A 24,368-nucleotide genomic window follows, 5' to 3' on the forward strand; every position below is an offset into this window, starting at 1 on the left:
AAAAAAGCCATCTGTAAAAAGATGGCTTTTTTGTTATGGCGAATCAATTAGCTTTTAAAAGCCAATCAAGATTTTAAATGCTCAGCTAAAGTAGCAAAGGGCTCAACCGAGCGCTCAAAGTCAAGACTGGCTTCTAGATGACTTAAATGACTGTCAATAAGGTGAATCAGCTGATCTTCATCTCGATCTTCAATGGCTTGAACAATACGAGAATGCTCATCTTCAGCACAGTCTGATGAGCCAGACTTGTTGTATAAGCCAATGATTAACGTTGTTCGCAGGGTCAGCTCACTCAAAAACTTCTCTAATACCTGATTGTCCGCGATTACCGCCAAATCCATATGAAATTTTCGTGATAAACGTAACTCAGCCGGTTTATCCCCTTGTGATCGAGCCTGAGCTTCAGCCGTTATGGTTTCTCGCAAATCCGCGATGTCTTTTGAGTCCACATTTTTAATGACATTTGCTGCAAGGATTTTTTCAATCGTTCGGCGAGCTTCAAACACATCATTTGCTTCTTTGGGCGAGGGCGTTGAAATAAAGGCGCCTTTATTCGGTCGCAATTGGACAACATGCATGGTGGCAAGCGTAGATAATGCTCGTCTGACATTGGCGCGATTGCAATGGAAAATCTCACTGAGCATTTGCTCGCCAAGCTTGGTTCCTGCAGGCAATCGCTGTTCTGACACCGCCGATACAATTGAATCGATAATCAACTGTTCTGGTATTCCCTCAGTTTCAGAAACTACTTTTTTCACGTTAATCGGTCTACTTTATTCATTAGGTTAATAATGGCGATTATAGTGTTCTGAGGCACGCTTCACAACAAATAATAAAAATATCTATTGCATTGTTAACAATTTTAGTTAACAATCTTTGTTAACAGGAAGTTTATTATAAACAAACTCAAGGGTGATAAATGATGAATATCTTAGTGATAAATCCTAACTCGACGATCTCAATGACCGAAAAGATTGTCGAAAGTGCCCGCAAAAAAAAGAGCGCTGGCACCAATATTATTGGCGCTTCGGGGGTCAATGCTCCGGCGTCTATTCAAGGTCATCATGATGAGGCGATGTCCGTTCCAGGGCTACTTGCCCGCTTAAAGCAAGCAGAAGCTGAAGATATTGATGGCGTGGTGGTGGCTTGTTTTGATGATCCGGGACTTGGGGCTTGCCGTGAAGTTTTTTCAGGACCTGTTCTTGGGATTTGCGAGGCGGCGGTTAAAGCAGCCAGCATGATTTCGACGTCCTTTAGCGTGGTGACCACGTTACCGCGATCTGTTCCGGTCATCGAAGAGCTGATTCATGGTTATGGGTTGTCCCATCGCTGTCGCCGTGTTCGTTCTGCGGCAATTCCCGTACTTGCGCTTGAAGATCCTAGCTCTGGCGCTCGTGAAAAAGTCCGTGACGAGATTTTGCGGGCGGTTCATGAAGATCACTGTGAAGCTGTTGTTTTGGGCTGTGCTGGCATGGCAGACCTAACGGATTGGCTGACAGCAGAAACGGGCGTTCCTGTCATTGACGGCGTCACGGTCGCCACGCGCATGGTTGAGGCTTTGGTAGGCTGCGGGCTAAAAACAAGTAAAATTGGCGCTTATGCCGTGCCGATTTAATACCAATTCACTGATAACTTATTAAAAATTATTCCAAGGAAGGAGAGTGTCATGGATCTTACCAAAGGTATCCCAGCGAGCGCTGACGTCAAAATGATAGATGCCGAAACTACAAGTGATGAGAGTCTAAAACCCAATGGCGCAGAAGATCGAACGTTAGGCGCGCTTGGTTACATGTCGCTTTGGGTTGGCGACGGTGTCAACATGGGAAATATGACGCTTGGCGCCAGTATTGTCGTTGCAGGAATGGCAATCTTAAATATTTGGCAGACCCTTACCGCCGCCTTAATTGCCATCGCCATTGTTTCTGCCTTTTTTACGTTAAATGACAGAGCCGGCTATAAATACGGCATTCCCTATGTGGCTCACTTGCGAGCGTCATTTGGTAAAAAAGGAACGCTACTTTCCTCACTACTTCGAGCTGTTCCTGCGGTAATCTGGTATGGGGTTCAAAGTTGGATCGGCGGTACGGCACTAAATGAAGTCGTTAAAATCTTATCAAGTGGCGCGATTGATAATGTGTTTATCAGCTTTATCCTATTGTTAGTGGCACAAATACTGCTTTCAATGAAAGGCTTTCATAGCATTAAAGTAGTCGAATCGGTGGCATCCGTGGTGCTGATGGGTATTGTTGTTACCGTTTTTTTTATTCTGGTAAAAGACCACAGTGCCGCAATTTCAACCTCTTGGATTAATGCTAAAGGTACTTGGGGACTGCCGTTTTTTGCCTATATTATGGTATTTCTTGGCAACTACGCGGCTATATTTTTAAGTGCAGCAGATTATTCACGTGAATTGAAAGAAGGCTATTCGGATAAAAAAAGAGGGCTTTTTTACTTCTTGCCGATTATCGTCTCTTATGGCTCGGTCATCGTGGTGGGCGCTATGCTTGCAAGCGCGACAGGATATACCAATCCCGCGCTAGGGCTACCTGCATTATTCGATAATGTCTATATGCAGTTATTTATCTCTGTATTTATTGTATTTGGTGCAGTCGCCACCAACATGGTCGCCAATATCGTTACGCCAGCTTATGTGATTCAGCTGTTTACCAAATTGAACTACAAAGCGTCAGTGACCATTACCGGACTGCTTGCAATGGGATCATTTCCATGGCTGTTGGTTCAAGACGATAATGCAAAAGGGCTCGATACGTTTGTCCACGTTTACTCCGCTTTTCTTGGACCTTTAATTGCAATTCTTCTTGTTGAATTTTACATCATGAGAAAACAGCGTATTGATATCAGTGAATTATACAAAAAAGACGGTAATTTTGATGGCGTGAACTATGCCGCGCTATTGGCACTGGGAATCGGAACCGCAGCAGCTTTCGTGTTTGTCGATTTGGCTTGGCTGATCGGATTGATCGTGGCTGGGGTTGCCTATCCCATCATCTCAAAAACCCTATTTAAAGGCTCTAAATTCAAAAAAGGTACGATTTTTGAAGAAGCAATATAGATTTATAAAAGCAGCGGTAAAAAAAGAGCAGAAAATCAGGTGATTTCTGCTTTTTTTATGGCGTTATCGCCAACCATTTTAACGACTATCGGTTTTAATTTATCAGCCCAGATAATGACGGGTAGGGTACTTATTAAATAGCTGAAAAAACCTTTTTGGCTCCGATAACAATGCCAAAAACGTCTTTGGCTATCGCGATGGTATCAGTAACCCAGAGATCAAAGGTAGTGGTATTCAGACGCCGCCGAGCAATACTGATGGCGCCATTGCGGCAGGCGAGTTTGTATTGGGGTATCAAGGCGAAGCCGGAACGATACCGCCCATGCCGCAGCCGGATATTTTGGGTAAAAATGGCTCATTTATGGTATTAAGAGCATATCGAAGTCACGTTGCCGCTTTTAATAAATTTTTAAAAGATAATAGCTCAAGCGATGAAGAAGCCGAACTGCTGGGCGCTAAAATGTGGGGGCGCTGGCGTTCCGGAGCGCCTTTAGCATTATCACCTAACAATAATGATCCAATTAGACGCTAAGACCGCTTTGTTTAGATTTGCTTTCGCTTTGGTTGGTAGTGACATCAAGAGCGCTGTCGATGTTGATTTGCTTGGCTCGGATGATGGTGTTGCTGCGATTGGGGTCACTCATCACGTTATCGCTGTCAGCGCCCATTCCCGCAATTAGGTTGCTGAGCTAAAAACCCAGACTATGCTTGTTACGACCCAGAATTTAACTTATTTTAAAAAAGTCTGATTAATCTCGTCTCCAGTAATAACTTCATCAGTTTCTTCATAACCTTCAGGTTTATCGTAATCGTATTTTATTTCAAATTTACCATCAGGATACAGAGTGAACGTTAATCCCCATATTCGATTACCTGTCAGTTTTAAAAAATGATCTCTTAGGTAAAATACGGCTTCCATTCGAAGCTTTGATAAATCTATAGGTATATCCCTATACTCATCTATAATACCTTCTTTTTGAATCAAGCTTTCAAAACACCTAATCATCCTTGAGTATATTTCTATGCTCATATTTGCTTTAATCCATTCATCATCGCTAGCATAGATAGATATACATTCAGCAAGGACGATATAAGCGTGATTTTCATCTTTTATCATTAAGTGCTTCTTACTATTGTTCAAATTCAAATAGTCTAGTGGATTTACCATTAATTGTAGCAAGCGTAGGGTGGGTTAGCGACAACGTAACTCAACAAATTTAGATCCATTACAACGTCATCAAACATGGTTACGTGAATAGTCCTATGCTTGAGCTTGTATACGTTCTCATCAATAGAGTAATAGGCACCCAGAAGAATCATTGCTTTTACTTTGAGTTGATTGTCACTTAGGAGCGAACACCTCTGTACTAGCTTAGTTCAAGCAAATTCGCATCTATGAAAAAGTCGTCCAAGCTAACAACAATTGATTGATGAATGATTTGGCTATTAGGTAAATTAGGTAGTGATTAGGAATGACGAGCAGAACAAGTTCATTGAACAGATTAACTTTTTGAGATTCTAAGTCAGCCTAGCTAATAATTGAGTCTAACTAATGATTTAATATTCAGCTATGCTATTATGAAGTTAATGTCAGGTAGCTCTAGTTTAACATAATATACATTATACGAAGTAACTAAAACATAAGAAAAGTGGCGATTTTGCCACTTAAAGCTTACTTACAGTTTTTAATCAGATGCGCTTTTAAAGACCCAACGCCATCCAAAGTCACATCTGAGATTTTGCAAGTATTGCCGCTGCAATCAACATCAAAATAAACATCGCTGCCTTGATTTAAATGTGCTTTAACTTTACCATTTTCCGCACTGAGTTTTGGCATCACATAGTCAGGATCTTGCGAGTCCCAAATCACATCAATATCAGCACCACAAACTTCTTGGTTTTTATCAAAATAATCTTGCTCAAGCTTTAATGCCGCCGTTAATTTTGGGTTAGCAAATTTAGCTAAGATTGGCGCGGCTCTGCCTTCATTTTTTATGTCTTGCTCATACATGGTTTTAATTAAGGCAGCTTTAGCAGTATCTTGAGGATTACTGGCGGCAGCCATAGTTGGCAAATTCATAACAAAAATGGCGGCAAGAAAAAGACGGATAAGGTTTTGATATTGCATGATATTTCCAATCGCGATAATAAACTTCCAATTGTGTAAAATTATTACAGCATAATTTACACCTTGATTTGTTGTGCGATCGTTGATATCCGGTTTAATTATAAGTACTTGAAAGATTAAAATTTTTTATTAAAAAATCGCTGCTAAGCCTTTATTTAGCGCAGTTTTGGCAAATAGTTAATATTTGTATAGGTAAATTTAGCCCTTATTAAATTTAAAAACGTTACAATGGCTTAATATAACTTTGGCTATGATAAAGCCTAATCCTGTCAATAATAAGGGTTAGTTATGATCAAAACGACTAAAAAAACTCGGCGCTCTGTCTTGATGACACTTATCAGTAGCGCTATTTTGATGACGGGCTGTCAGTCAGAATTGGCTTATGCTGCAAAGCCTGCAAGCGCCCCTAAAATTTCTGCAAGTAGTAAAAATCAGCAAAGCTTGATCAATCAAGCAAAGCAAATCCAAACGTCGCTGGCTCGCGGTCAATTTGCTAATATTATCAATGACATTCACCCCACTCGCGGCGTTCGCTTTTCGATGTATGGCTATGTTCAACCAAAATCGGATAAGGTCTTTAGCCGCGCCCAATTTGCGCAGTATTTAAAAGAATCAAAAATTCGCTTTACTTGGGGAGCGCTTGATGGCGTTGGTGATCCGCTGATTATTCCCTTGCCGAAATATCTAAACGATTGGGTAAATGCCAAAATTTTTAATCACGCAACCATTTCTGTGAATGAATTTAAAGCCAGTGGCAACAGCATTAATAATATAAAAAAAGTTTATCCTAATGCCGATGTCGTTGAGTTTTATTTTTCAGGAACCCAAAAGTATGATGGTATTGACTGGCGAGCCATGCGACTAGTCTTTGAAACGTATCAAGGTCGGCGCTATTTGGTCGCGATCGTCAACGATCAGTGGACGGTTTAAAACAGTAGCTATGCCCTGCTCTTTTTGCTCAGCTTTTAACCGACAACCAGCCGCATCAATTGCGTGCTGATATAACCGCCAACCGTGCCAAGCGCATAGCCCAAAATCCCTAAAAATACGCCAACAGGTGCAAGCGACGGATGAAAGGCGGTGGCGACAATGGGCGCTGACGAGGCGCCGCCAGTATTGGCGTTGGAGCCGACGCATAAAAAGAAAAACGGCGCGCGGATCAGCTTTGCAACTATAAAAACGATAACAATATGAATGCTCATCCAAACAAAACCGATGAGCAGCAATCGCCACTGCGAAACGATGCCAGATAAATTAATCTGCATTCCTATGGCAGCAATTAAGATAAAAATAAAAGCAGTGCCAATTTTGGAGGCGCCAACGTGGTCAAGACGGCGAATTTTGGTAAAGGAAAAGCCAACGCCCAGCAAAGTGATGATGACCACCATCCAAAAAAAGCTACTGGCAAGGCTGTATTGAACCGCCCAGCGATACGGCTCAAAAAATGCGGCAATACGCTCGCCTAAAAAATGCGCCAGTCCCACCATCGCAAAGCAAAGCCCAAACATCACCATCATATCATTTAAGGTGGCAGCTCTAGCATGATCCTGCTCGTAACGCTCAACGGCGCGGATAACTTTATCAATGCTGCTGGTATCGGCTCGCAGCCAGCGATCGATTTTTTGGTGATGTTTGGCAAGGATTAAAATTAGCAGCAGCCACCATGAGGCGTTGGTGGTATCAACCAAAATCATCATGCCAAATAAATCATCACCAACGCCAAACAGCTCCTTCATCGCGGCTTGGTTGGCAGCGCCGCCAATCCAGCTCCCCGCCACCGCCGAAAAGCCGCGCCAAAGTGTGTCATCCACAAACATCTCAGGAGCAACCCATTTGGCAAGCCCCAAACTTATAGGACCACTGATAATAATGGCAACCGTTGCCGCTAAAAACATGGCAATGGCGCGCCAGCCTAATCCTAAAATCTTGGGAACGTCCATTGATAAGGTCATCAAAAGCAAGCTTGCCGGAAGCAAATAAGTTGCGGTAAAGCCATAAATTTGCGCGCCAACACCATCAGCAAAAACGCCTAAACTGTTAAGGGTGGCGGGAATAAAGCAGCAAAGCACGATCCCTGGCATCACCGCATAAAACTTGCGCCAAAATGCCCCGTTTAGCCCTTGGGTATAAAACACCAAACCAATAATTGCCATGATAATGCCAAACGCGGCGGGCAAGCTTTCAATGTTCGTTATTAACAAGCTGGCATTAGCAAAGGTGGAATCGGCGCTCATAAGGCTCTCAAACAGCTAAAAACCGCCAGTATAATCAAGGCAAAACCTGCCTGCAACAAAAAAGCCAAACCCGAAATCGGATTTGGCTTGTGATCAGCACGAGCTTTTAAGTGCTAATTCATAAGCATGAATTAAGAGGTGCTTTTACTGCGGTACATTCCTGCAGGTTTTGGCGCGCGGCGGCTTTGACGGTTTGGTGCACCCGAGCCGTCACGGCGGTTGTCGCTGCTTCCGCGATTTGGGCGATCAGCGCGGTCACGATGACTTGCGGCGCGCTCACCGCGTGGTTTATCAGAGCGTCCAAAGCCGCCCTCAGACTTGCCTTGACCGCCTTGATAAGGCTTTTTGCCAAAACGATTTGGTTTTTTTGCGCCATCAAAAGGTCTGTTGGCGCCATCATTGTCACCAAAGCGCTCGCGGCGGTTTTGGCTGCGATCTTGACGGTCTTGATTGCCCTCAGATTTGCCTTCAAAACGACGACCTTGGTTTGATCGGCTTCGATTTTGACCAAAGCCGCCGCCATTGGCGCGACCACGACCGCGGTTTTTACCGCGACCTTTGTTGTCGTTTGGAATGTACGTCTTTTTCGGCTCCATGCCTTCAATGACGGACTCTTCCATTTTGCGATCAAGATAACGGTTGATGGCAATCAATTGTGGGCGGTCATCAAGGCTACAAAGGTTGACTGCAACGCCAGTACGACCTGCTCGACCACAGCGACCAATACGGTGAACGTAATCTTCAGTTTGACGCGGCAAATCATAGTTGATCACGTGTGACAGCGCCGGAATATCAAGACCGCGAGCGGCAACGTCGGTTGCTACCAAAACTTTACATTTGCCACTGCGAACGTCTTTAACGATGCGGTTACGCTTACCTTGCGGCAAATCGCCATGTAAAAAGTTGGCTTTATGACCATCGTCAATCAGCGACTGAGCAAGCTTTTCGGTGCTGCGTTTGGTTGCCGCAAAAATAATGACTTGGTCGATATCAGGCTGGCAGATCACTTTATCCAAGATTTTGTTTTTGTGGTCAAAGTCATCACAGTAATATACCGACTCATCAATGTGTGCCGATTCAACTTTGATCGAAACGCGCTCAGGATTTTTGGTAAAGCTTGCCGCAATTTTGCCAACCGGACCATCCCAAGTGGCAGAACACATAATGGTTTGACGCGCATCTGGTGCCGCTTTTAAAATATCGTTAATGTCATCAGCAAAACCCATGTCAAGCATTCGGTCAGCTTCATCAAGCACAAGAATTTCAAGCCCTGACAAATCCACGCGACCGGCTTTGATATGGTCAAGAAGTCGCCCTGGGGTTGCGACAATCACCTGAACGCCTTTACGAAGGGCGGTGATCTGACCATTATAAGGCGCGCCGCCCACCAAGGGCACACAAAATAGCCCGCGCATGTCTTTTGAATACGTGCGAACGCTGTCATGAACCTGCTGAGCAAGCTCGCGCGTTGGCGTCAAAATTAGCGCTTTGGTAACTTTATTAAAAGTGGTTGATCGGCTCAATTTATCAAGCGTTGGGATCACAAACGCCGCGGTCTTTCCGCTACCGGTTTGGGCAGACAAAAGTAAGTCGCGACCGGCTAGCGCAAACGGAATGGCTTGTTCTTGAATGGGGGTTGGGTTTTGATAGCCTACGCGCTCAAGGGCGGTAAGAATAGGCTTGGCAATGTTTAAATCAGCAAAGGTAGTTTTGAATGGTTCTTGGTTTTGATTGAGGGTATCGGTCATGTCAGTCATGAAGTTCCTTAAGATCACAGGTAAAGTGTTAGGCGATTGCCGCCAGCTGCTTACCACTGATAACCGAACCTCACCACAGCCTTTAACCCTGTTTAGGTTTTAGGCTGATCATCGCGCTGTCGTATTTTGGTGGTATGCCGAGCTCTTATCCATGATTTGCGCTGCCAATATCCTCACTTAATCCAAAGCAGGTTTCAGCAAAAAGCCAATCAATTATGCTAATTTAGCAAGATAAGCTATGAGTCAAACGCTTAACTTAAGCGATTGATCACAAAATCATCGGCAACAATTACTCATGGTCATCCTAGACCCAAAATCGCAGGCGATGTTATCAATCTCATAATCCGCGTCATATCGATTGATAATTTTAATCAATATGAATCGCGGGGGACGAATTATAACAAAAATTTTTAATCAATGCCAGCTATTGTTTTAATTCATTCAAACTATGGCTCAGTTGACCTTAACTTCAGAAACAAACCTTGGCAGCTGCCAAGCGCCGCCCGCCTCAATCAATCGGCAAAGTCCTGTGGTGCTGTCAAGACTTTTAGCAAATCGCTTTCCTGTCCAAACCCACTCTTCTTGATTAAGACAATCGCCAATGCCGCGACCTTTTTGAACCGATTTGAGTTTTCCATTGTTGTAATCCGTGGCGTCTGTCGTCACAAGTACCGGCTGATAAGGCTTTTTATCATTGATGACCCAAGCGCCCGTTCCTGAATTATAAGCCCCAACCCAGCAGCTGTGTTGAACCAACAACTGAGCGCCATTGAGCCTACTCACCCGCCACGGGGTATCATCGGTAAGATTGGGGCAATTCTTCTCCCAGTCGTTGGTGCTGGCTTGAATCACAGATTTTAGCTGCGATGATTTTATAGTAAATTTTTTCTGGCGAACGGCTCTTGAGGGTGCAACCCAGCGCAGCTGCGGCGCGGCACTAGGGGGCAACACGCTGCTGGCAGGACGACTTGTACCGCCATCAATAAAAGCGCTTGGCGTTCCAAGGCGACCTTGAGCTTCATCCGCTTTCACCATCACAGCCGTCGCCCCTTTATCAGACAACTGCCAGCGGGTATTTCGAAACACAACCTCAATTTTGCTGGTGCTTTTTAAAGCATTAATCAATGCCGTCACTTGCGATGGCGTAAGCTCAGCATCCCCTGAGCTGCTTGAAAAGGGTTTGGTTTCTCCCAAATCCTCGCCATTAATCACCAGCGATATTTTATGACGGCTGCCAAGTTGCATGAGCGCTTTAGATGAGTTTTGCTTACCGCCGCCAAGCTTTACCTTTCCCGTCACGCCAGCATTTGCGCCCGCTTTTCGGATCAACAGCACCGACACCGGAAAATCACTGTTATTTTCTGACTGATATCCGGCAAGGCGGCACGTTCGGACATTATCGCAAACCACCTGCCAATCTTGATGAGAAAACTCCACCGAGTCGGCAGCAAGACTTTGGCTTGAGATCAGCAGTGCAGAAAACGAGACCCAAAGTGAGGTTAGTAGGCGAGATTTATTGTTATTATTCATGGTCTTTGTCATAGAAAATCTAATCATAAAAGTGATGGTCATTAACGAGGATAAGAAAATAAAAAGTTAAGCCAACGCTGAATCAGGTCATAATATGAAAAATTGGCAACTTAGAATCTTTAGATAATATTAATAACCGTTTTAATACCACGATTATCTTAGCGAATGATTCTATCGCAGCCTTGTGGCGAGGTAATATTATGTTAAAAATATCGCGAAAATATTAAGTGATTGTGAAAATAGGCGCATTAGCAGGCAGATTCAGCGAATCAAGCAAGTGCTTAATCCGCTTTTTTTAAATAAAACCATAATAAAGTCATCACATTACTTAAAATGACTCCATTATTTCTTATTTTAGCAGCAGATTACAAGATAATAGCGGCTTTGTTAGTTATTTTAGCAAGACCCTACTCAATCGGCAATAGTTCTAAATTAATCCCGCGAATAACGGCTGGTCGCTCAGCGATTTTTTGCGCCCAGCGTCTTACTTCTTTATAGCTATCGACTTGTAAAAACTCCCCTGCATCATAAAGTTTGCCAAGAACCAATTGACCATACCATGACCAAATAATGATATCAGCAATCGTATAACTGCTCTCGCCGTTTCCGCACATATATTCATTATTTTTTAAGTGATGATCAAGAACATCGAGTTGGCGTTTGACTTCCATCGCATAACGGTTGATCGGATATTCAAGTTTTTCTGGCGCATAAGCATAAAAATGACCAAAACCGCCACCTAAAAAAGGCGCCGCGCCCATCTGCCACATCACCCAAGATAAGCATTTGGCGCGGTCTTGACCTTGCTCTACGGGAACAAACTTACCAAATTTTTCTGCCAAGTATAATAAAATAGCGCCGGACTCAAAGATTTTTACAGGGTGCTTGGGGTCTGAATAATCAACCAACGCGGGAATTTTAGAGTTTGGGTTAATTTCAACAAACCCTGAGCCAAACTGATCGCCTTTTGAGATGTCAATTTTAAAAGCGTCAAAATCAGCGCCTTGAACGCCCGCTTCTTTTAATTCTTCCAATAAAATATTGACCTTGACGCCATTTGGGGTGTTAAGCGAATACAATTGAAACGGCGCATCCCCTTTAGGGAGGGTTTGCTCATGGCGAGCGCCCGCCGTTGGTCGATTGGTGCTTGAAAATTTGCCACCGTTTTCTTTATCGTTGACCCAAACTTTGGGCGGCTGATAATCATTGGTTGTCATGATTTGCTCCTTTTATTAGGGTTAATAAAACTTTAAGGATTTAACGATGGTATCGTTAATCATTTTTACTATACGCTAAAGCTTAGCCGTTTTTTGTAGTAATTTTTCACCTTAATTTAATTTTACTTAACCATTTTTCAATGAAAAGTGCTGAATTATCAAGGATAATAGCAATATTAACGCCAAGTTACGGAGCATGACTACCATTTATTGCCAACACTTTTTATAATGCCCGAACTCAAAGCCTCCTTTTAACACTCAAGCCTGCGATTGTAATATGACCTCTTTAAGCCGCGCTCAGCAAAAATACCTGCCTTACGTTTTAGCCGTGGCGCTGTTTATGCAAATCCTTGATGCCACGATTTTAAACACCGCGCTGCCTAAAATGGCAGAAGCGCTTGGCGAGTCCCCGTTAAAAATGCAGTGGGCAGTGATCAGTTATGCGTTAACCTTAGCGATTTTACTTATTGATAGCCGCTCGTATTATTCAAGCCGTGGGCGGCGCGATGATGACGCCCGTTGCTCGGCTGATTTTGGTTAAATCCTACCCGCGAAATAAGCTGTTAACGGTGATGAACTTTGCGGTTATTCCTGCGCTGATTGCCCCACTTGTGGGACCTTTGATTGGCGGTTACTTGGTGGAGCTTGCCAGCTGGCATTGGATTTTTTTAATCAACCTGCCGATGGGGTTTTTGGGGCTAATGCTGGGGTTCAAATTGGTTCCTGATTTACGTGAGGTTACCCAAAAGCTCGATTGGCAAGGATTTTTATTGTTTGCGCTAGCCGCTTGCGGTCTTACTTTAGCCGTTGAATTTAGCTCTCAAGAAGGTCGCGGGATGCTTGGTATTATCCTTGGCGCGGCATCTATTATGCTGCTTTTGGGCTATGTCCGCTATGCCAAAAATAAGACAGCGCCGCTGTTTCCCTTAAGTCTTTTTGGCATTCGCACCTTTGCCATTGGTATCACAGGAAACTTATTAACCAGACTTGGCATTAGCGCTGTACCGTTTTTATTGCCCCTGCTACTGCAAGTGGTGTTTGGCTACTCACCCTCAAAAGCCGGCTGGCTGCTTGCTCCTATTGCCGCAGGCGCCATGGGGATTAAGCCTTTGGTCAGTAAAATCATTCAACGCTTTAGCTATCGCAAAGTTTTGGTTTATAACACGTGGCTGCTTGGGATATTGATTATCATTTTGGCGCAGTTTAACAATCCTGATCACTGGCCGTGGTTTGTGCCGATTTTAGTCTTGATGGGCGCTTGTAATTCCATGCAGTTTAGCGCTATGAACACCATCACTATTGGCGATTTAAAAGGCGCTCAGACCAGCAGCGGCAACAGTTTGATGGCGGTCAATCAGCAACTGGCGATCAGCTTTGGCATTGCCTTTGGGGCGGCGGTGCTAAACCTACTTCGTGAGCGGTTAATGATGGATACGCTAATCGCCTTTCAAACCACCTATTGGGTGCTTGGCGGCATCACCATTTTATCGGGAATCTATTTTTTAAAGCTTAAACCTGAAGACGGCCGCGGATTATATTAAAAAAAGCCGTTACTTTTTAAGCTGAGATGGCTTAAAAAATAACGGCTGAACCACAACCTTATGAGGTTGATCCTTCGTCAATTTGCGATTGGATATAGTTTTGGATACCGATCTCATCGATTAAATACAGCTGAGTTTCTGTCCAATCTTCGTACTCTTCATTGCCATCTTTAAGCGTGACCAACAGCTGTCGTGACACGTAATCTTGGTGAGCTTCACAAACAGCAATGGCATCGGTAATAATGCCAAGCTTTTGCCGCTCAAGGCGCAAGTTACAATCTAGCACCTCTGGAACATCCTCGCCGATATACAGCTTTCCCAAATCCTGCAAATTGGGCAAACCTTCAAGCAAGAGCACCCGCTCAATCAAATCATCCGACCATTTCATCTCTTTGATCGACTGATGGTAAAAATTGTCATTGAGCACTTTAAGTCCCCAATGCCGCGCCATTCTGGCATGTAAAAAATACTGATTGATGGCAATCAAGGATTGCCCAAGCACTTTATTAAGCGCGATAATAACGGCTTTATCACCTTTCATGATCATCTCCTTTAAGTCAAAGCGTGATGGGCTTGGCATTAATAGGCAATATCTGCCGGAACTTCTTTAATTTGGCTTTGAAGATAGTTTTTGATGCCAACCATATCAATCAATCGCAGCTGCTGCTCAAGCCAATGCGCATGATCTTCTTCGGTGTCGCGAAGCTGCATCACCAGCATCTCACGGGTCACGTAATCGTGCTCTTCTTCACAAATGGCAATGCCTTTTTTAAGATGCGCTTGCACCGCGTACTCAAGGTCTAAATCAAGCTTTAACATTTCAGGGACAGTTTTGCCAATATGAATCTCATCGACTTTCATATTTGGCGTGCCACCCAGCATCAAAATGCGGCGGATAATTTTTTGAGCATGAATGGTTTCATCGTGCATTTCGTGATGAATGCGCTCATAAAGCTTGCCAAACTCCCATTCGGCGTACATTTCAGAGTGAATAAAATATTGGTCGCGGGCGGCAAGCTCACCGCCAAGTAAAAAGTTGAGGTAATCAATGACCTTTTGGCTGCCAATCATGGTAACTACTCCTTATTTTGAGTTAACGCTTCCTTTTTGGGGCGGTTTTTAGCTAAAAAGCGCTCGCCAAAAAGCCCTATGGAAACAGTTTACCATAGAGCAAGAAAAGGTCTTGTAATATTAAGAACTAAGAATAAGATGCCAATTGAGAATTATAATTAGCTCGTGATGAGTCAAGCAAACTGTTTGCTAATAAATGAACGGCGAGTTAAACGGCGTAAGCCAAATCTTCAAGCTTGGCGTGATGCTCGGTCAAATAGTCATTGACCATAGGCTCACAGCAGCCGCAGCAGGTGGCGACATTGAGCGTGTCTTTTAGCCCATCCATGGTATCAATCCCTGAGGCAATCGCGGCTTTGATTTGCTTTTCTTTCACATCATGACAGATACAAACGTACATGGACGCTCCTTTTTACTCAACTGATCTTTAAACTAACAATGACTTTTTGCTATCTTGGTGCATTGATTATTATCATAACGATAATTATTATTATTTACAATAGCTTTAGAAAATTTATTTTAAAAATAATCAGTTAGCTTGAGAAACTGGTCAGGTAGTAATCATCCCTTACGATGCAACTAAAAAATGCTAAAATATCGCCAGTGACAGGCGTAAGGACGGTCTTTTTACTTTGACTAAAGCACGCTTGCCTGAGGTGATTGTTTAGTTTTGGAAGTGTGATATGTCAGATAATGTTGTGATGATGCAGCCTCTTGAGCTGTTTAAGGTGCTCTCCGACCCCACCCGATTAAAGCTGTTTCAAATTTTATTTCAAAAAGAGGCGCGCTGCGTTTGCGAGCTGGTAGAAATGCTCGATCAGCCTCAGCCGACGGTGTCGCGCCACCTAAATCACTTAAAAAAATTGGGAATTTTAAGCTGCGTTCGTGATGGGACTTGGATGTGGTATCAAGTGGCGGATGATTTGCCATCATGGTGCCAAGATATTTTAACCACCACCTATCAAACGCTCATCCAACAAAACGCAATCAAAGCGAGCTGAGCTGTTATTTGCTAACCTTTGCTATTCCTAATTTTGGTAAATATCGATTTTTTTATTGGATTTAGGAATATGTTAATGCCAATTTGTTAGGTGAGCGCGCTGTGCTGCTGCCGCATAATGAGCGTCACTATGTGACTCATCGGACAGTACGCTCATGAACACCTTTCCGCTTTTTTTTAAATTTGCAAACCAGTCAGTCGTGATTGTCGGCGGCGGTGATGTGGCGCTGCGAAAAGCTGATTTGCTCAGCCGATCAGGCGCTGCCATCACTATTGTCGCCCCTGCCATTTGTGATGAGCTTTTTGAACTACTAAGTCATCAAAAGCATCGCTTGATTGCCGCGCCTTATCATGCTGATCATTTAACCGGAGCGCGGATTGTCATTGCCGCAACCGATGATAGCGCGCTCAATGAGCAAATTTATCACGATGCCCAAGCTCGGCGGCTCCCGATCAATGTGGTGGACACGCCGCACCTTTGTGATTTTATTTTCCCCGCCATCGTTGATCGCAGCCCCATTGTGATTGGTATTTCCTCCAATGGTCAAGCGCCGGTGCTTGCTCGGCTGCTGCGAGCGCGCTTAGAGACGTTAATTCCGCAAGGCTATGGCAAGCTTGCCGCGCTTGCTGGCGAGTTTCGCGATGAGGTGAAAGCCAAAATCCCAACGCTTACTGGCAGGCGCAAGTTTTGGGAGCGCGCCTTTGAAGGCAAAGTTAGCGAGCTTGTATTTTCAGGCGATGAAAAAAAAGCCGCCCAAGTGCTAAAAGCGGCGCTTGATAATCCCGACCAAAAAGAAAACCCCAAAACGAGCGGCGAAGTTTATATCGTTGGCGCAGGTCCCGGCGATCCAGAATTATTGACCTTTAAAGCGCTGCGGCTGATGCAGCAAGCCGATGTGGTGTTTTATGACGCGCTGGTCTCCCCTGAGGTGCTCGATTTGTGCCGCCGTGATGCCGATAAGGTTTATGTGGGTAAAAAACGCAGCAATCATGCGGTAGCGCAATTAGGAATTAATGAGCTTTTGGTTCAACATGCTAAAAAAGGTCGGCGCGTGGTTCGGCTCAAAGGCGGTGATCCGTTTATTTTTGGTCGCGGCGGTGAGGAAATCGAAGCCTTGCGTCAGCACAACATCCCCTATCAAGTCGTCCCTGGAATCACCGCTGCAAACGCCGCCGCAAGCTACGCGGGGATTCCGCTCACCCATCGCGATCATGCGCAATCGGTGCGCTTTGTGACCGGCTACCTTAAAGCTGGCTCGCCCAACGGCAATTTTGAGAGTCTGTTAAATACCGATGAAACCGTCGTTTTTTATATGGGACTGCACTCACTTGAGCGCTTAACACAAGGCTTGATTGATGCCGGTCGCGAAGCCAATACGCCAATCGCAATTGTCTCAAACGCCAGCCAGCCCAATCAGCAAGTGCTCACAGGAACGCTTGAAACTATTACCCAAAAACAAGCCGAAGCTTGCCTGCCAACGCCTGCGCTCCTGATTATGGGAGATGTTGTTGCGCTGCATCATGATTTGGCGTGGTACAACCAAAGCGGCGCAGCTGATGATAGCGGCAACTGGCTTCGCGGTGGTCGCAATAGCACCCCACGCAAAAACGACGGTCAAGCGCATGCTTTGGCAATGATTGCCAAGTTGTCTGAGCAAGAAGATGCCGAATCGCTGGTCATTGGTTAAAACTTATAAAGGGTAATGATTAATTTAACAATTGTTTAAAATTTGGCATATAATGACTTATGGTGCTTTCATAAGGATGATCATATGACCAAATCAATATTTATTGCCCCCGCTTTGTTTTTGGCAACGCTTGTCTCAGCTCAAGCCCAAGTTTGCAAAGTCACCGACCCGACGACGACCAAACTAAACGTCCGCGACAGCCCCTCAGGCAAAATCATCGGCAAGCTTGCCAACGGTCGCGTCGTTTATATCGCCGATACCGATTACGACTATAAAGGTAAGCCTTGGGTGCTGGTTTTTGATGCCAAAACCGACCGCTATTTGGGCTGGGTCTTTCGCGAGTTTGTCAGCTGCTATCAGTGAAGATCAATTTAAAGGCTGATCATAATGAAAATACTTCCTTATGTGCTAATTAGCTTATTAGGAGGTGCAATTGTTCCATTACAGCTTGCGATTGTAAATGCGTTTCGGGAAAGTACTCAGGCGTCACAAATACAATCGACCTTTTATCTGTATCTTGGCGGAACATTAGCGTCTTTACTGCTGTCGTATTTTATTAGCGGCGGAATCAAACCGCCTGCTGTTGGCAATGCGACTTGGTGGATGTGGTCACCAGGGTTTTTAGGAAGCTTTTACATTCTTTTTATGTTTATTGCCGCTCCTAAAATAGGGGCAGGCAATACCCTACTTTGGGTATTTCTTGGACAAATGTACTTTGCGCTACTGCTGAGTCAATTAGGATGGTTTGGATTAGAAGTAACCGCAATAGACAAATATAAAGTATCAGGACTGGCTTTAGTTACTATTGGCGGATTACTCTTGATCTATGGCGAAACTAGCAAATAGAAACTATCAATCTTTTAGCCCAAAAGGATGGTATGCCGAAAAATCCACCTGAATAAGATGGTTTTTTATTAAGCAAAGCAACTTATTAATCATCTATTTAGATAAAACGAGCAAATTAAACACCGCCAAAGCTGACATCAGTAAACGGCGCGCAAATCTCAAAGCTTTTATCTAGCGTTTGCATACAGCTTAAGACGCCCTTTGGCGTTGTGGTCTCAAACTTTTTGGTTTGCTGATCAGGAACGACCTTTAGACCATTGCTATAACGATAAAGCGTTTTGGCTTTTTTATTATTTAAGCTAATGGCATTGGGCAGCATTATAGGCGAGCCACTTTTATTTAAGATAGGTTCGCCTTGTTTGTCAGTTTTAAAAACCAATTCGTTTGATGCTTGAATACTTTTGTAGCCTTTCATGCTAAAGCTGTATTGGGTAAAGCCATAAGTAGAAGCTGATCCCATCGTAACCTCATAATTACAGCTGCCTTTTTGAGAAAGCTTGTTGTTCTTTAAAATATAACAGGTGGTTTTTCCCTCATCATGACCAACGCCTGCCACTGCCAAGCTTGAACTTAATATCGCAAATGTCGTCATTGCTGCTACGATAAACCCTTTCATCATTCATCCTTTTAATACTTTGTTAATTTAACGGCAAATTATAAACCATAATTAACTTTTGTAGCCACTTTTGTTTATTTAAAATATTCAACGAAATAAAGTAGCGGACTTCGCTTAAGCTTATGAATTTTGCTAAAATGAGATGACTTTCTTGTTTTTTGCTGATAAGCCAAACTTATGTCCAACACTGTTGCCAGTTTTACTCATCCTTTAAAAGTGCTTCATACCTCCGATTGGCATTTGGGGCGCAGGCTTTATGGTCGCGCGCGCTATGAGGAATTTGCCGCATTTTTAGCATGGCTTCTTGAAACGATTGAAAAGCAAGCGATTGATGTTTTGATTGTGGCAGGCGATATTTTTGACACCATGACCCCAAGCAATCAGGCGCAAACGCTATATTTTGAGTTTTTAGGACAGGTGAGCAAATCGTGCTGTCAGCATGTGGTCATTGTCGCAGGAAACCACGATTCGCCGTCGTTTTTGGATGCGTCCAAGCAAGTGCTTAAGTTTTTGGACGTTCATGTGATTGGGACGGCTTGCACGAATGCTGGCGATGAGGTGATCACCCTTTGGGCAAACGATGGCGCGCCTCAAGCGATCATTGCGGCAGTGCCCTATCTTCGTGACCGTGATGTCCGCCAAAACCGCGCGGGGCAAAGCTTTGATGAAAAAGACGCCAGCGTCATAGCGGGTATTTGCCAGCATTATGATTCGGTTGCTGCTGAGGCAAAACGTCAGCAATCGGCGCTACATCAGCAGTTTTCAGCGCATGTTCCGATTATTGCTACAGGGCATTTATTTGCCGCAGGCGGCAGCACGACAGAAGATGACGGCGTTCGTAACCTTTATGTGGGAAATCTTGGTAAAATTTCAGCCGATATGTTTGATGATTGCTTTGATTATGTGGCGCTTGGTCATTTGCATGTGCCGCAAACCGTTGGCGGTCGCGACCATATTCGCTACAGCGGCTCGCCTATTGCCATGGGATTTGGCGAGGCGCGCCAGCAAAAGCAGCTGATTTTAATTGAATTTTCTGCAAACGGCCTAGCCATTCAGCCCATTTTTGTCCCTTGTTTTCAAAAAATTGCCCAAATCAGCGGCGATTTGACGCAACTTCTTGCCGAAATCTCAAAGCTTGCCAAGCAAAATGACGCCGTTTGGCTTGAGGTGATTTATACAGGCGACGAGCTGGTCAGTGACTTGCGAGAGCAAATTGCCTCAATGACGCAAGGCACAAAACTTGACGTCCTTAAAACCAAAAATCCTAAATCCTACCATCACGCGCTAAAACAAGAGTTTGAGTTTGAAAGCTTGCAAGATTTGGATGAAAGCGAGGTGTTTGAGCGCTGTCTTGAAGCTCATGATATTTTGGATCGCCAAAAAATCGAGCTTCGCGGCGCTTATGACCACATCATTGCTGCTATGAGTGAGCAAGACCATTTTGCCGACTAATTTTACCTTAACGCAAGGACAACCGAATGCGATTGATTGAGCTGCGCCTCACCAACTTAAACTCACTCAAAGGCAACTGGCGCATCGATTTTACCCATGAGGCGTTTGTCAACGAGGGCATTTTTGCGATTACGGGGCAAACGGGCGCGGGCAAAACCACCATTTTGGATGCCATTTGCTTGGCGCTTTATAGCCAAACGCCGCGATTGGGCAAAATCACAGGCACCGCAAACGACATCATGACCCAAGGCACGGGGGAGTGCGCCGCCGAAGTGGTGATTGAGCTTGGCGGCAAACAGTACTGCTGCTCATGGTATCAGCACCGAGCGTATAAAAAAGCGGGCGGTAAACTTGCTGCAATTAGACACCAAATTAACGAGCTGCCTTCAGGCAACATTTTAGAAGATTCAGCTTCAAAAACAGCGCCATTTATCCAAAACTTGCTTGGGATGGACTTTGACCAATTTACCCGATCCATCATGCTGGCTCAAGGCAGTTTTGCCGCGTTTTTAAAATCCGACATTGCTAACCGCGCCGCCTTGCTCGAAAAAATCACCGGAACCGCGATTTATGCCAAGATTTCTAAGCAAGTTTTTGAAAAATTTCGCGATGAAAAAAATCATTTAGCGCAGCTTGAGTCAAACATTGCTCATCTTCCCGTCTTAAGCTTGGAGGATGAACAAGCGTTTAAAGAGTCGCTCAGCCAGTTGAGCGACAAGCAATCACAGCGCCGAGACCAGTTGCAAACGCTCACCGAGCAGTTGCGCTGGCTTGAACAAATTAGCAAGTTAACTCAGCAATTAACCCAACATCAAAATGCCTTAGATGACGCTCAGTGGCAACACGAGGCGTTTGCACCGGACAATCTGCGCTTGATTGCTGCCAATCGCGCTTTGGAAATTGACAGCGTTTACCAAACGCTAAGCCTCAATCGGCGGCAATGTGACACCCTTTTGCAAGAAAAAACCGCGCTTGATGAGCGTGCGCCAGTGCTTTTTGACGCAAAAACTATGGTAAAGCAGACGCTTGCGCAATGCGTTGATCAAGAAAAAATCGCGCTTGATGACTTGCAAAACAAGCAACCGCTCTTAAAAAAAGTTCGGCAACTGGACAGCCAAATTTTGCAAGTATCAAACGCCATTGATGAGGAAAAAACCAGACAGTCGGCGTTAACGATGCGGTTATCAACGCTGAATTTACAAATCGATCAGCAGCAACATGCGGTTAAAGAGAATAATCAGCATTTGATTGAGGTTCAAAATTACTTAAATGAGCATTCGCATCATCTTGAATTAACCGCTGATATGCCAATATTTCAAGAAAATGCCGCTCAGCTTTCAAGCTATCTTGAGGACAAGATAAAAACGGTTCAAAAAAAAGCCCAATTAGAAATCCAAGCGCGCGAGGGTCAAGCAAAACTTACCGCGCTTGGGCGCAATCGCGATGCCATTAGCGCACAACTCCAACACAATCAGCAGCAAGTCGATAAGCTGACGCAAGCGCTTGGCAATCAAAACAAAGAGCAGCTGCAACATCAGCGCTATTTATTAGAAAATCATCTTGAAAAATTGGGAGTTATTGAGCATAACTTGCAGCGCTTGCGGGCGCAAAGCACGCAAATTAATGACTTAAATCAAAATCAGGCGCAGTTATCCCAACAGATTCAGCAGTCAGATGCAGAAATGAGCCAGCAGCAAGATACGATAAAAGCGGCGATGCAGAGGCGTCAGGATAAGCAAGCTCAATGGCAACTGTTGCAAAAAGTCGCCAAGCTCGAAGATTATATTGCTGATTTGGAAGCAGGCGCGCCCTGCCCGCTTTGCGGCGCCACCGAGCACCCCTACCAAAACGCGCATCCGTTATTAAGAGCTGCAACCCATAGTTCAGACAATAAAGAATTGCAAGTGGCGATTTTAACGTTGGATGACACCATCACGTGCCAGCAGCAGCAATTATCTGCTTTGCAAATTCAACATGCAAAAATGACGGCAAGCTTTGAGCATCACAACCGTTTAAAGCCAGCGTTTTATCAAGAAAGCTTGCGCTTGGTTCAAGACGCTCAAGTGGCGTTAATGGCGATTGCTCAAAGTAACGCAGAATCAAAAGCCGCTCAGACAATATCAAGCGAAATCGCGACGCCGCTAAAAGCGCTGAAACGCTCTTTTGAGCCTATTTTAAATTCTCTCAATGACAACCAACCCGCAACGGATAATCACCAATCGACTTTGGATTTAGCAGCAATTGAGCAAAGTTTAGAATATCTGAATGAGTTAAGCCGCGTGATCACCGCCCAAAAAACGCAAACGGTCGCGGATCAGCAAACTTTAGCGCAGCATAATGCCGCCATGGATCAAATGCTACAGATCATTGCTAACAACCAAAAGCAATTGGCGCAAATCGATCAAGATCAGCTGCAATTGACCGCTGAGTTAACCCTCAACCAAAACAATCTTGATCATCGTCATCAGCAAATCGCGAACCAACATCACCAAATTTTGGCGATCATGACTAAGCTGATCACCCTTTCACAAAAATATTTAAATGCAGTACCGATTCACTCTTGGCAAAACTTAAAGCAAAAAATTGCCAATCAAGACCCAATTACTGATCAAGAGTGCTGGCAAGTTATTGAGGATTGCCAGCCGTTCAATCAGCAGTTATTACACTGGCAATCGCAATTTTTGGCAAAAAAAGAGGCGCAATCGACGTTATCGCAGCAGCAAAGCCAACTGCAAGCAAACATCAACGCACAGACGGCTCAGCGGCAGCATGATATAGAAGCGTTGGATGCGATGGCGCGCGCGCTCAATGATAAGGTGCAGCAGCAGCATTCATGGCAGTCGGAACGCGAGCGGTTATTTGGTAGCAGCAATCCTGATGAGGAATTGGCGCGATTACAACAAGTCAGTGATGACGCCAAAGCAAACTTAGCGATTGCTCACCGCAAACTTGATGCCACCATTCAGCAGCTACAATTATTAAGCGATCAGCAAGCAAAACTTGATGCTACCATCATCAGTGCCAAAGCTGTTTTAGCTCAACAAGAAGTGAAGTTTAAGCAAGCATTAATTGAGGCGCAATTTAGCGATGAAGCTGCCTTTTGCCAAGCATTGTTGCCCAAAACTGAGCGAGATGTACTCAATCAGCAAAAGCTTGCGCTTGACCATACCCTAAGCCAAGCCAAATCGCAGTTAGCTCGCACCAAAACCGAACTTGAGTTAACGCAATCAAAAGCGCTCACCAAGCAAAACTTGCCTGAGATTGCCCTTCAACAAGAAGCGCTACAAGCAGACTTTGATCGCGCCTTAAGTGAGATTGGCGCTATTAACCAAAAGCTTTTGGACAATGATCAGCAAAAAGCCGCGCAATCGGTGCAGCTGCTTAACATTCAGCAGCAAAAAGAGCATTTGCGGGTTTGGCAGCAGCTTTATGACTTAATTGGCTCCGCCGATGGTAAAAAATACCGAACCTTTGCGCAATCACTTACCTTTGAGGTGATGATTAACCATGCCAATCAGCAATTGCAAAAAATGAGTGATCGTTATTTGCTCATCCATGATAGCGAGCAGCCGCTTGAGCTTAGCGTCATTGACAACTATCAAGGCGGTGAAATCCGCAGCACCAAAAACTTATCCGGCGGTGAGGGTTTTATTATTAGCTTGGCGCTTGCCCTTGGACTGTCGCAAATGGCAAGCCAAAATATCCGCGTTGATTCGCTATTTTTGGATGAAGGCTTTGGAACACTTGATGAAGAATCGCTTGATATCGCCCTTGATACCTTAACCGGACTTCAGCAAGAAGGCAAATTGATCGGCGTCATCTCTCACGTTAGCGCCCTAAAAGCGCGAATTTTAACGCAAATTCAGGTAAACAAACGCGCGGGTGGCATTAGTGTTTTGACAGGTCACGGCTGCCAAGCGCTTGCTGCAACTTGAGATCAAGTCTTGAAATCAAATGACGCAACTTCTAAGCGCGCCGATCACCAAGCTTTTGTATCATCAACTTTATCAATTTACTCAAAATAAAAAAATTGGCGTTATCAATTCACGAGGTAACATCGTATTAAAACCGCAATTTGATCGCCTTGAGGACAGCGGCGACCGCGTTTGGGTCATAAAAAACGGTAAAAAACTGCCACTAAGTGACTTTATCAACCTTAAAAGTTATTAAATTGAAAAAACCGCCCAAATTTAGGCGGTTTTTTGTTGTTTTAAC

At 44.4% G+C, this 24,368-nt stretch carries 25 protein-coding genes; 13 read left to right on the forward strand and 12 right to left on the reverse strand.

Translation table 11 applies throughout. The features are described 5' to 3' along the window. Positions 1-65: 65 nt before the first annotated feature. On the reverse strand, positions 66-716 hold the full coding sequence (locus HF322_RS01940) for a GntR family transcriptional regulator (protein WP_223193124.1): 651 nt from the start codon (positions 714-716) through the stop codon (positions 66-68). A 203-nt stretch (positions 717-919) separates the two neighbouring features. On the opposite strand from HF322_RS01940, the gene HF322_RS01945 reads away from it, so the two are divergent. From HF322_RS01945 to HF322_RS11555, 3 genes are all read left to right on the forward strand, one after another. After that, positions 920-1,615 carry an aspartate/glutamate racemase family protein gene (locus tag HF322_RS01945; RefSeq protein WP_223193125.1) on the forward strand — a complete coding sequence of 232 codons (696 nt, stop codon included), beginning with the start codon at positions 920-922 and terminating at the stop codon, positions 1,613-1,615. Between the two features lie 51 nt (positions 1,616-1,666). Next, positions 1,667-3,073, forward strand: a complete 1,407-nt coding sequence (locus HF322_RS01950; RefSeq protein ID WP_169391696.1) for an NCS1 family transporter — start codon at positions 1,667-1,669, stop codon at positions 3,071-3,073. Between the two features lie 286 nt (positions 3,074-3,359). Further along, positions 3,360-3,605 (forward strand): hypothetical protein, encoded by a 246-nt coding sequence (locus HF322_RS11555; protein WP_188211205.1) that lies wholly within the window; start codon positions 3,360-3,362, stop codon positions 3,603-3,605. Here HF322_RS11555 and HF322_RS11605 read toward each other — a convergent pair. The 3 genes from HF322_RS11605 to HF322_RS01965 all read right to left on the reverse strand — a co-directional run bounded on the left by HF322_RS11605 (position 3,595) and on the right by HF322_RS01965 (position 5,201). After that, on the reverse strand, positions 3,595-3,717 hold the full coding sequence (locus HF322_RS11605; protein WP_258192772.1) for a hypothetical protein: 123 nt from the start codon (positions 3,715-3,717) through the stop codon (positions 3,595-3,597). The genes HF322_RS11555 and HF322_RS11605 overlap by 11 nt on opposite strands. An 86-nt stretch (positions 3,718-3,803) precedes the next feature. Further along, positions 3,804-4,190 (reverse strand): hypothetical protein, encoded by a 387-nt coding sequence (locus HF322_RS01960; protein ID WP_169391697.1) that lies wholly within the window; start codon positions 4,188-4,190, stop codon positions 3,804-3,806. Between the two features lie 555 nt (positions 4,191-4,745). Then, positions 4,746-5,201, reverse strand: coding sequence for a hypothetical protein (locus HF322_RS01965; RefSeq protein ID WP_169391698.1), 456 nt, complete (start codon positions 5,199-5,201; stop codon positions 4,746-4,748). Positions 5,202-5,489: 288 nt separating this feature from the next. Between HF322_RS01965 and HF322_RS01970 the strand changes: the two genes are divergently transcribed. Beyond that, positions 5,490-6,131 (forward strand): hypothetical protein, encoded by a 642-nt coding sequence (locus HF322_RS01970; protein WP_223193126.1) that lies wholly within the window; start codon positions 5,490-5,492, stop codon positions 6,129-6,131. Positions 6,132-6,166: 35 nt separating this feature from the next. Here the strand turns inward: HF322_RS01970 and HF322_RS01975 are convergent, their stop codons facing one another. The 4 genes from HF322_RS01975 to yghU form a co-directional block, all read right to left on the reverse strand. After that, positions 6,167-7,435 carry a DUF819 domain-containing protein gene (locus HF322_RS01975; RefSeq protein ID WP_169391699.1) on the reverse strand — a complete coding sequence of 423 codons (1,269 nt, stop codon included), beginning with the start codon at positions 7,433-7,435 and terminating at the stop codon, positions 6,167-6,169. 131 nt (positions 7,436-7,566) lie between these two features. After that, positions 7,567-9,192, reverse strand: a complete 1,626-nt coding sequence (locus HF322_RS01980) for a DEAD/DEAH box helicase (RefSeq protein WP_169391700.1) — start codon at positions 9,190-9,192, stop codon at positions 7,567-7,569. A gap of 453 nt (positions 9,193-9,645) precedes the next feature. Continuing rightward, positions 9,646-10,722 carry a DUF1176 domain-containing protein gene (locus HF322_RS01985; RefSeq protein WP_223193127.1) on the reverse strand — a complete coding sequence of 359 codons (1,077 nt, stop codon included), beginning with the start codon at positions 10,720-10,722 and terminating at the stop codon, positions 9,646-9,648. A gap of 407 nt (positions 10,723-11,129) precedes the next feature. Next, positions 11,130-11,939: a glutathione-dependent disulfide-bond oxidoreductase gene (yghU, locus tag HF322_RS01990; RefSeq protein WP_169391702.1), complete on the reverse strand. Its 810-nt coding sequence runs from the start codon at positions 11,937-11,939 to the stop codon at positions 11,130-11,132. Between the two features lie 277 nt (positions 11,940-12,216). Here yghU and HF322_RS11610 point away from each other — a divergent pair, with 277 nt between their 5' ends. Continuing rightward, positions 12,217-12,480, forward strand: a complete 264-nt coding sequence (locus HF322_RS11610; protein ID WP_223193128.1) for a hypothetical protein — start codon at positions 12,217-12,219, stop codon at positions 12,478-12,480. Continuing rightward, positions 12,446-13,480 carry an MFS transporter gene (locus HF322_RS01995; protein ID WP_258192773.1) on the forward strand — a complete coding sequence of 345 codons (1,035 nt, stop codon included), beginning with the start codon at positions 12,446-12,448 and terminating at the stop codon, positions 13,478-13,480. Before HF322_RS11610 ends, HF322_RS01995 begins: the two co-directional genes overlap by 35 nt. A gap of 58 nt (positions 13,481-13,538) precedes the next feature. Here the strand turns inward: HF322_RS01995 and bfr (HF322_RS02000) are convergent, their stop codons facing one another. From bfr (HF322_RS02000) to HF322_RS02010, 3 genes are all read right to left on the reverse strand, one after another. Further along, positions 13,539-14,021: a bacterioferritin gene (gene bfr / locus HF322_RS02000; RefSeq protein ID WP_169391703.1), complete on the reverse strand. Its 483-nt coding sequence runs from the start codon at positions 14,019-14,021 to the stop codon at positions 13,539-13,541. Positions 14,022-14,059: 38 nt separating this feature from the next. Next, a complete protein-coding gene (gene bfr, locus HF322_RS02005) occupies positions 14,060-14,551 on the reverse strand; it encodes a bacterioferritin (protein ID WP_169391704.1) in 492 nt (163 codons plus the stop codon). A gap of 208 nt (positions 14,552-14,759) precedes the next feature. Further along, complete coding sequence (locus tag HF322_RS02010) at positions 14,760-14,951, reverse strand: bacterioferritin-associated ferredoxin (RefSeq protein ID WP_169391705.1); 192 nt, start codon at positions 14,949-14,951, stop codon at positions 14,760-14,762. A gap of 283 nt (positions 14,952-15,234) precedes the next feature. On the opposite strand from HF322_RS02010, the gene HF322_RS02015 reads away from it, so the two are divergent. The 4 genes from HF322_RS02015 (at position 15,235) to HF322_RS02030 (ending at position 18,085) form a co-directional block, all read left to right on the forward strand. After that, a complete protein-coding gene (locus HF322_RS02015; protein WP_169391706.1) occupies positions 15,235-15,552 on the forward strand; it encodes a helix-turn-helix transcriptional regulator in 318 nt (105 codons plus the stop codon). 154 nt (positions 15,553-15,706) lie between these two features. Next, positions 15,707-17,239 (forward strand): siroheme synthase CysG, encoded by a 1,533-nt coding sequence (gene cysG, locus HF322_RS02020; RefSeq protein ID WP_169391707.1) that lies wholly within the window; start codon positions 15,707-15,709, stop codon positions 17,237-17,239. Between the two features lie 84 nt (positions 17,240-17,323). Continuing rightward, the gene (locus HF322_RS02025; protein ID WP_169391708.1) at positions 17,324-17,602 is read left to right on the forward strand and encodes an SH3 domain-containing protein; all 279 of its coding nucleotides are present in this window, start codon (positions 17,324-17,326) and stop codon (positions 17,600-17,602) included. 24 nt (positions 17,603-17,626) lie between these two features. After that, positions 17,627-18,085: a DMT family transporter gene (locus HF322_RS02030; RefSeq protein WP_169391709.1), complete on the forward strand. Its 459-nt coding sequence runs from the start codon at positions 17,627-17,629 to the stop codon at positions 18,083-18,085. Between the two features lie 115 nt (positions 18,086-18,200). On the opposite strand, the gene HF322_RS02035 is transcribed toward HF322_RS02030, so the two are convergent. Further along, positions 18,201-18,701, reverse strand: a complete 501-nt coding sequence (locus tag HF322_RS02035) for a hypothetical protein (RefSeq protein WP_169391710.1) — start codon at positions 18,699-18,701, stop codon at positions 18,201-18,203. 177 nt (positions 18,702-18,878) lie between these two features. Here HF322_RS02035 and HF322_RS02040 point away from each other — a divergent pair, with 177 nt between their 5' ends. From HF322_RS02040 to HF322_RS02050, 3 genes are read left to right on the forward strand one after another with little or no spacing between them, the layout of a single operon-like run. Then, on the forward strand, positions 18,879-20,153 hold the full coding sequence (locus tag HF322_RS02040) for an exonuclease SbcCD subunit D C-terminal domain-containing protein (protein ID WP_169391711.1): 1,275 nt from the start codon (positions 18,879-18,881) through the stop codon (positions 20,151-20,153). 26 nt (positions 20,154-20,179) lie between these two features. Then, positions 20,180-24,088, forward strand: a complete 3,909-nt coding sequence (locus tag HF322_RS02045; RefSeq protein WP_169391712.1) for an AAA family ATPase — start codon at positions 20,180-20,182, stop codon at positions 24,086-24,088. A 19-nt stretch (positions 24,089-24,107) separates the two neighbouring features. Beyond that, positions 24,108-24,323 carry a WG repeat-containing protein gene (locus HF322_RS02050; protein ID WP_169391713.1) on the forward strand — a complete coding sequence of 72 codons (216 nt, stop codon included), beginning with the start codon at positions 24,108-24,110 and terminating at the stop codon, positions 24,321-24,323. Positions 24,324-24,368: the final 45 nt, after the last annotated feature.

The organism is Psychrobacter sp. MF31 (assembly GCF_012847335.1).
In the GTDB taxonomy this organism is placed as follows: Bacteria; Pseudomonadota; Gammaproteobacteria; order Pseudomonadales; family Moraxellaceae; genus Psychrobacter.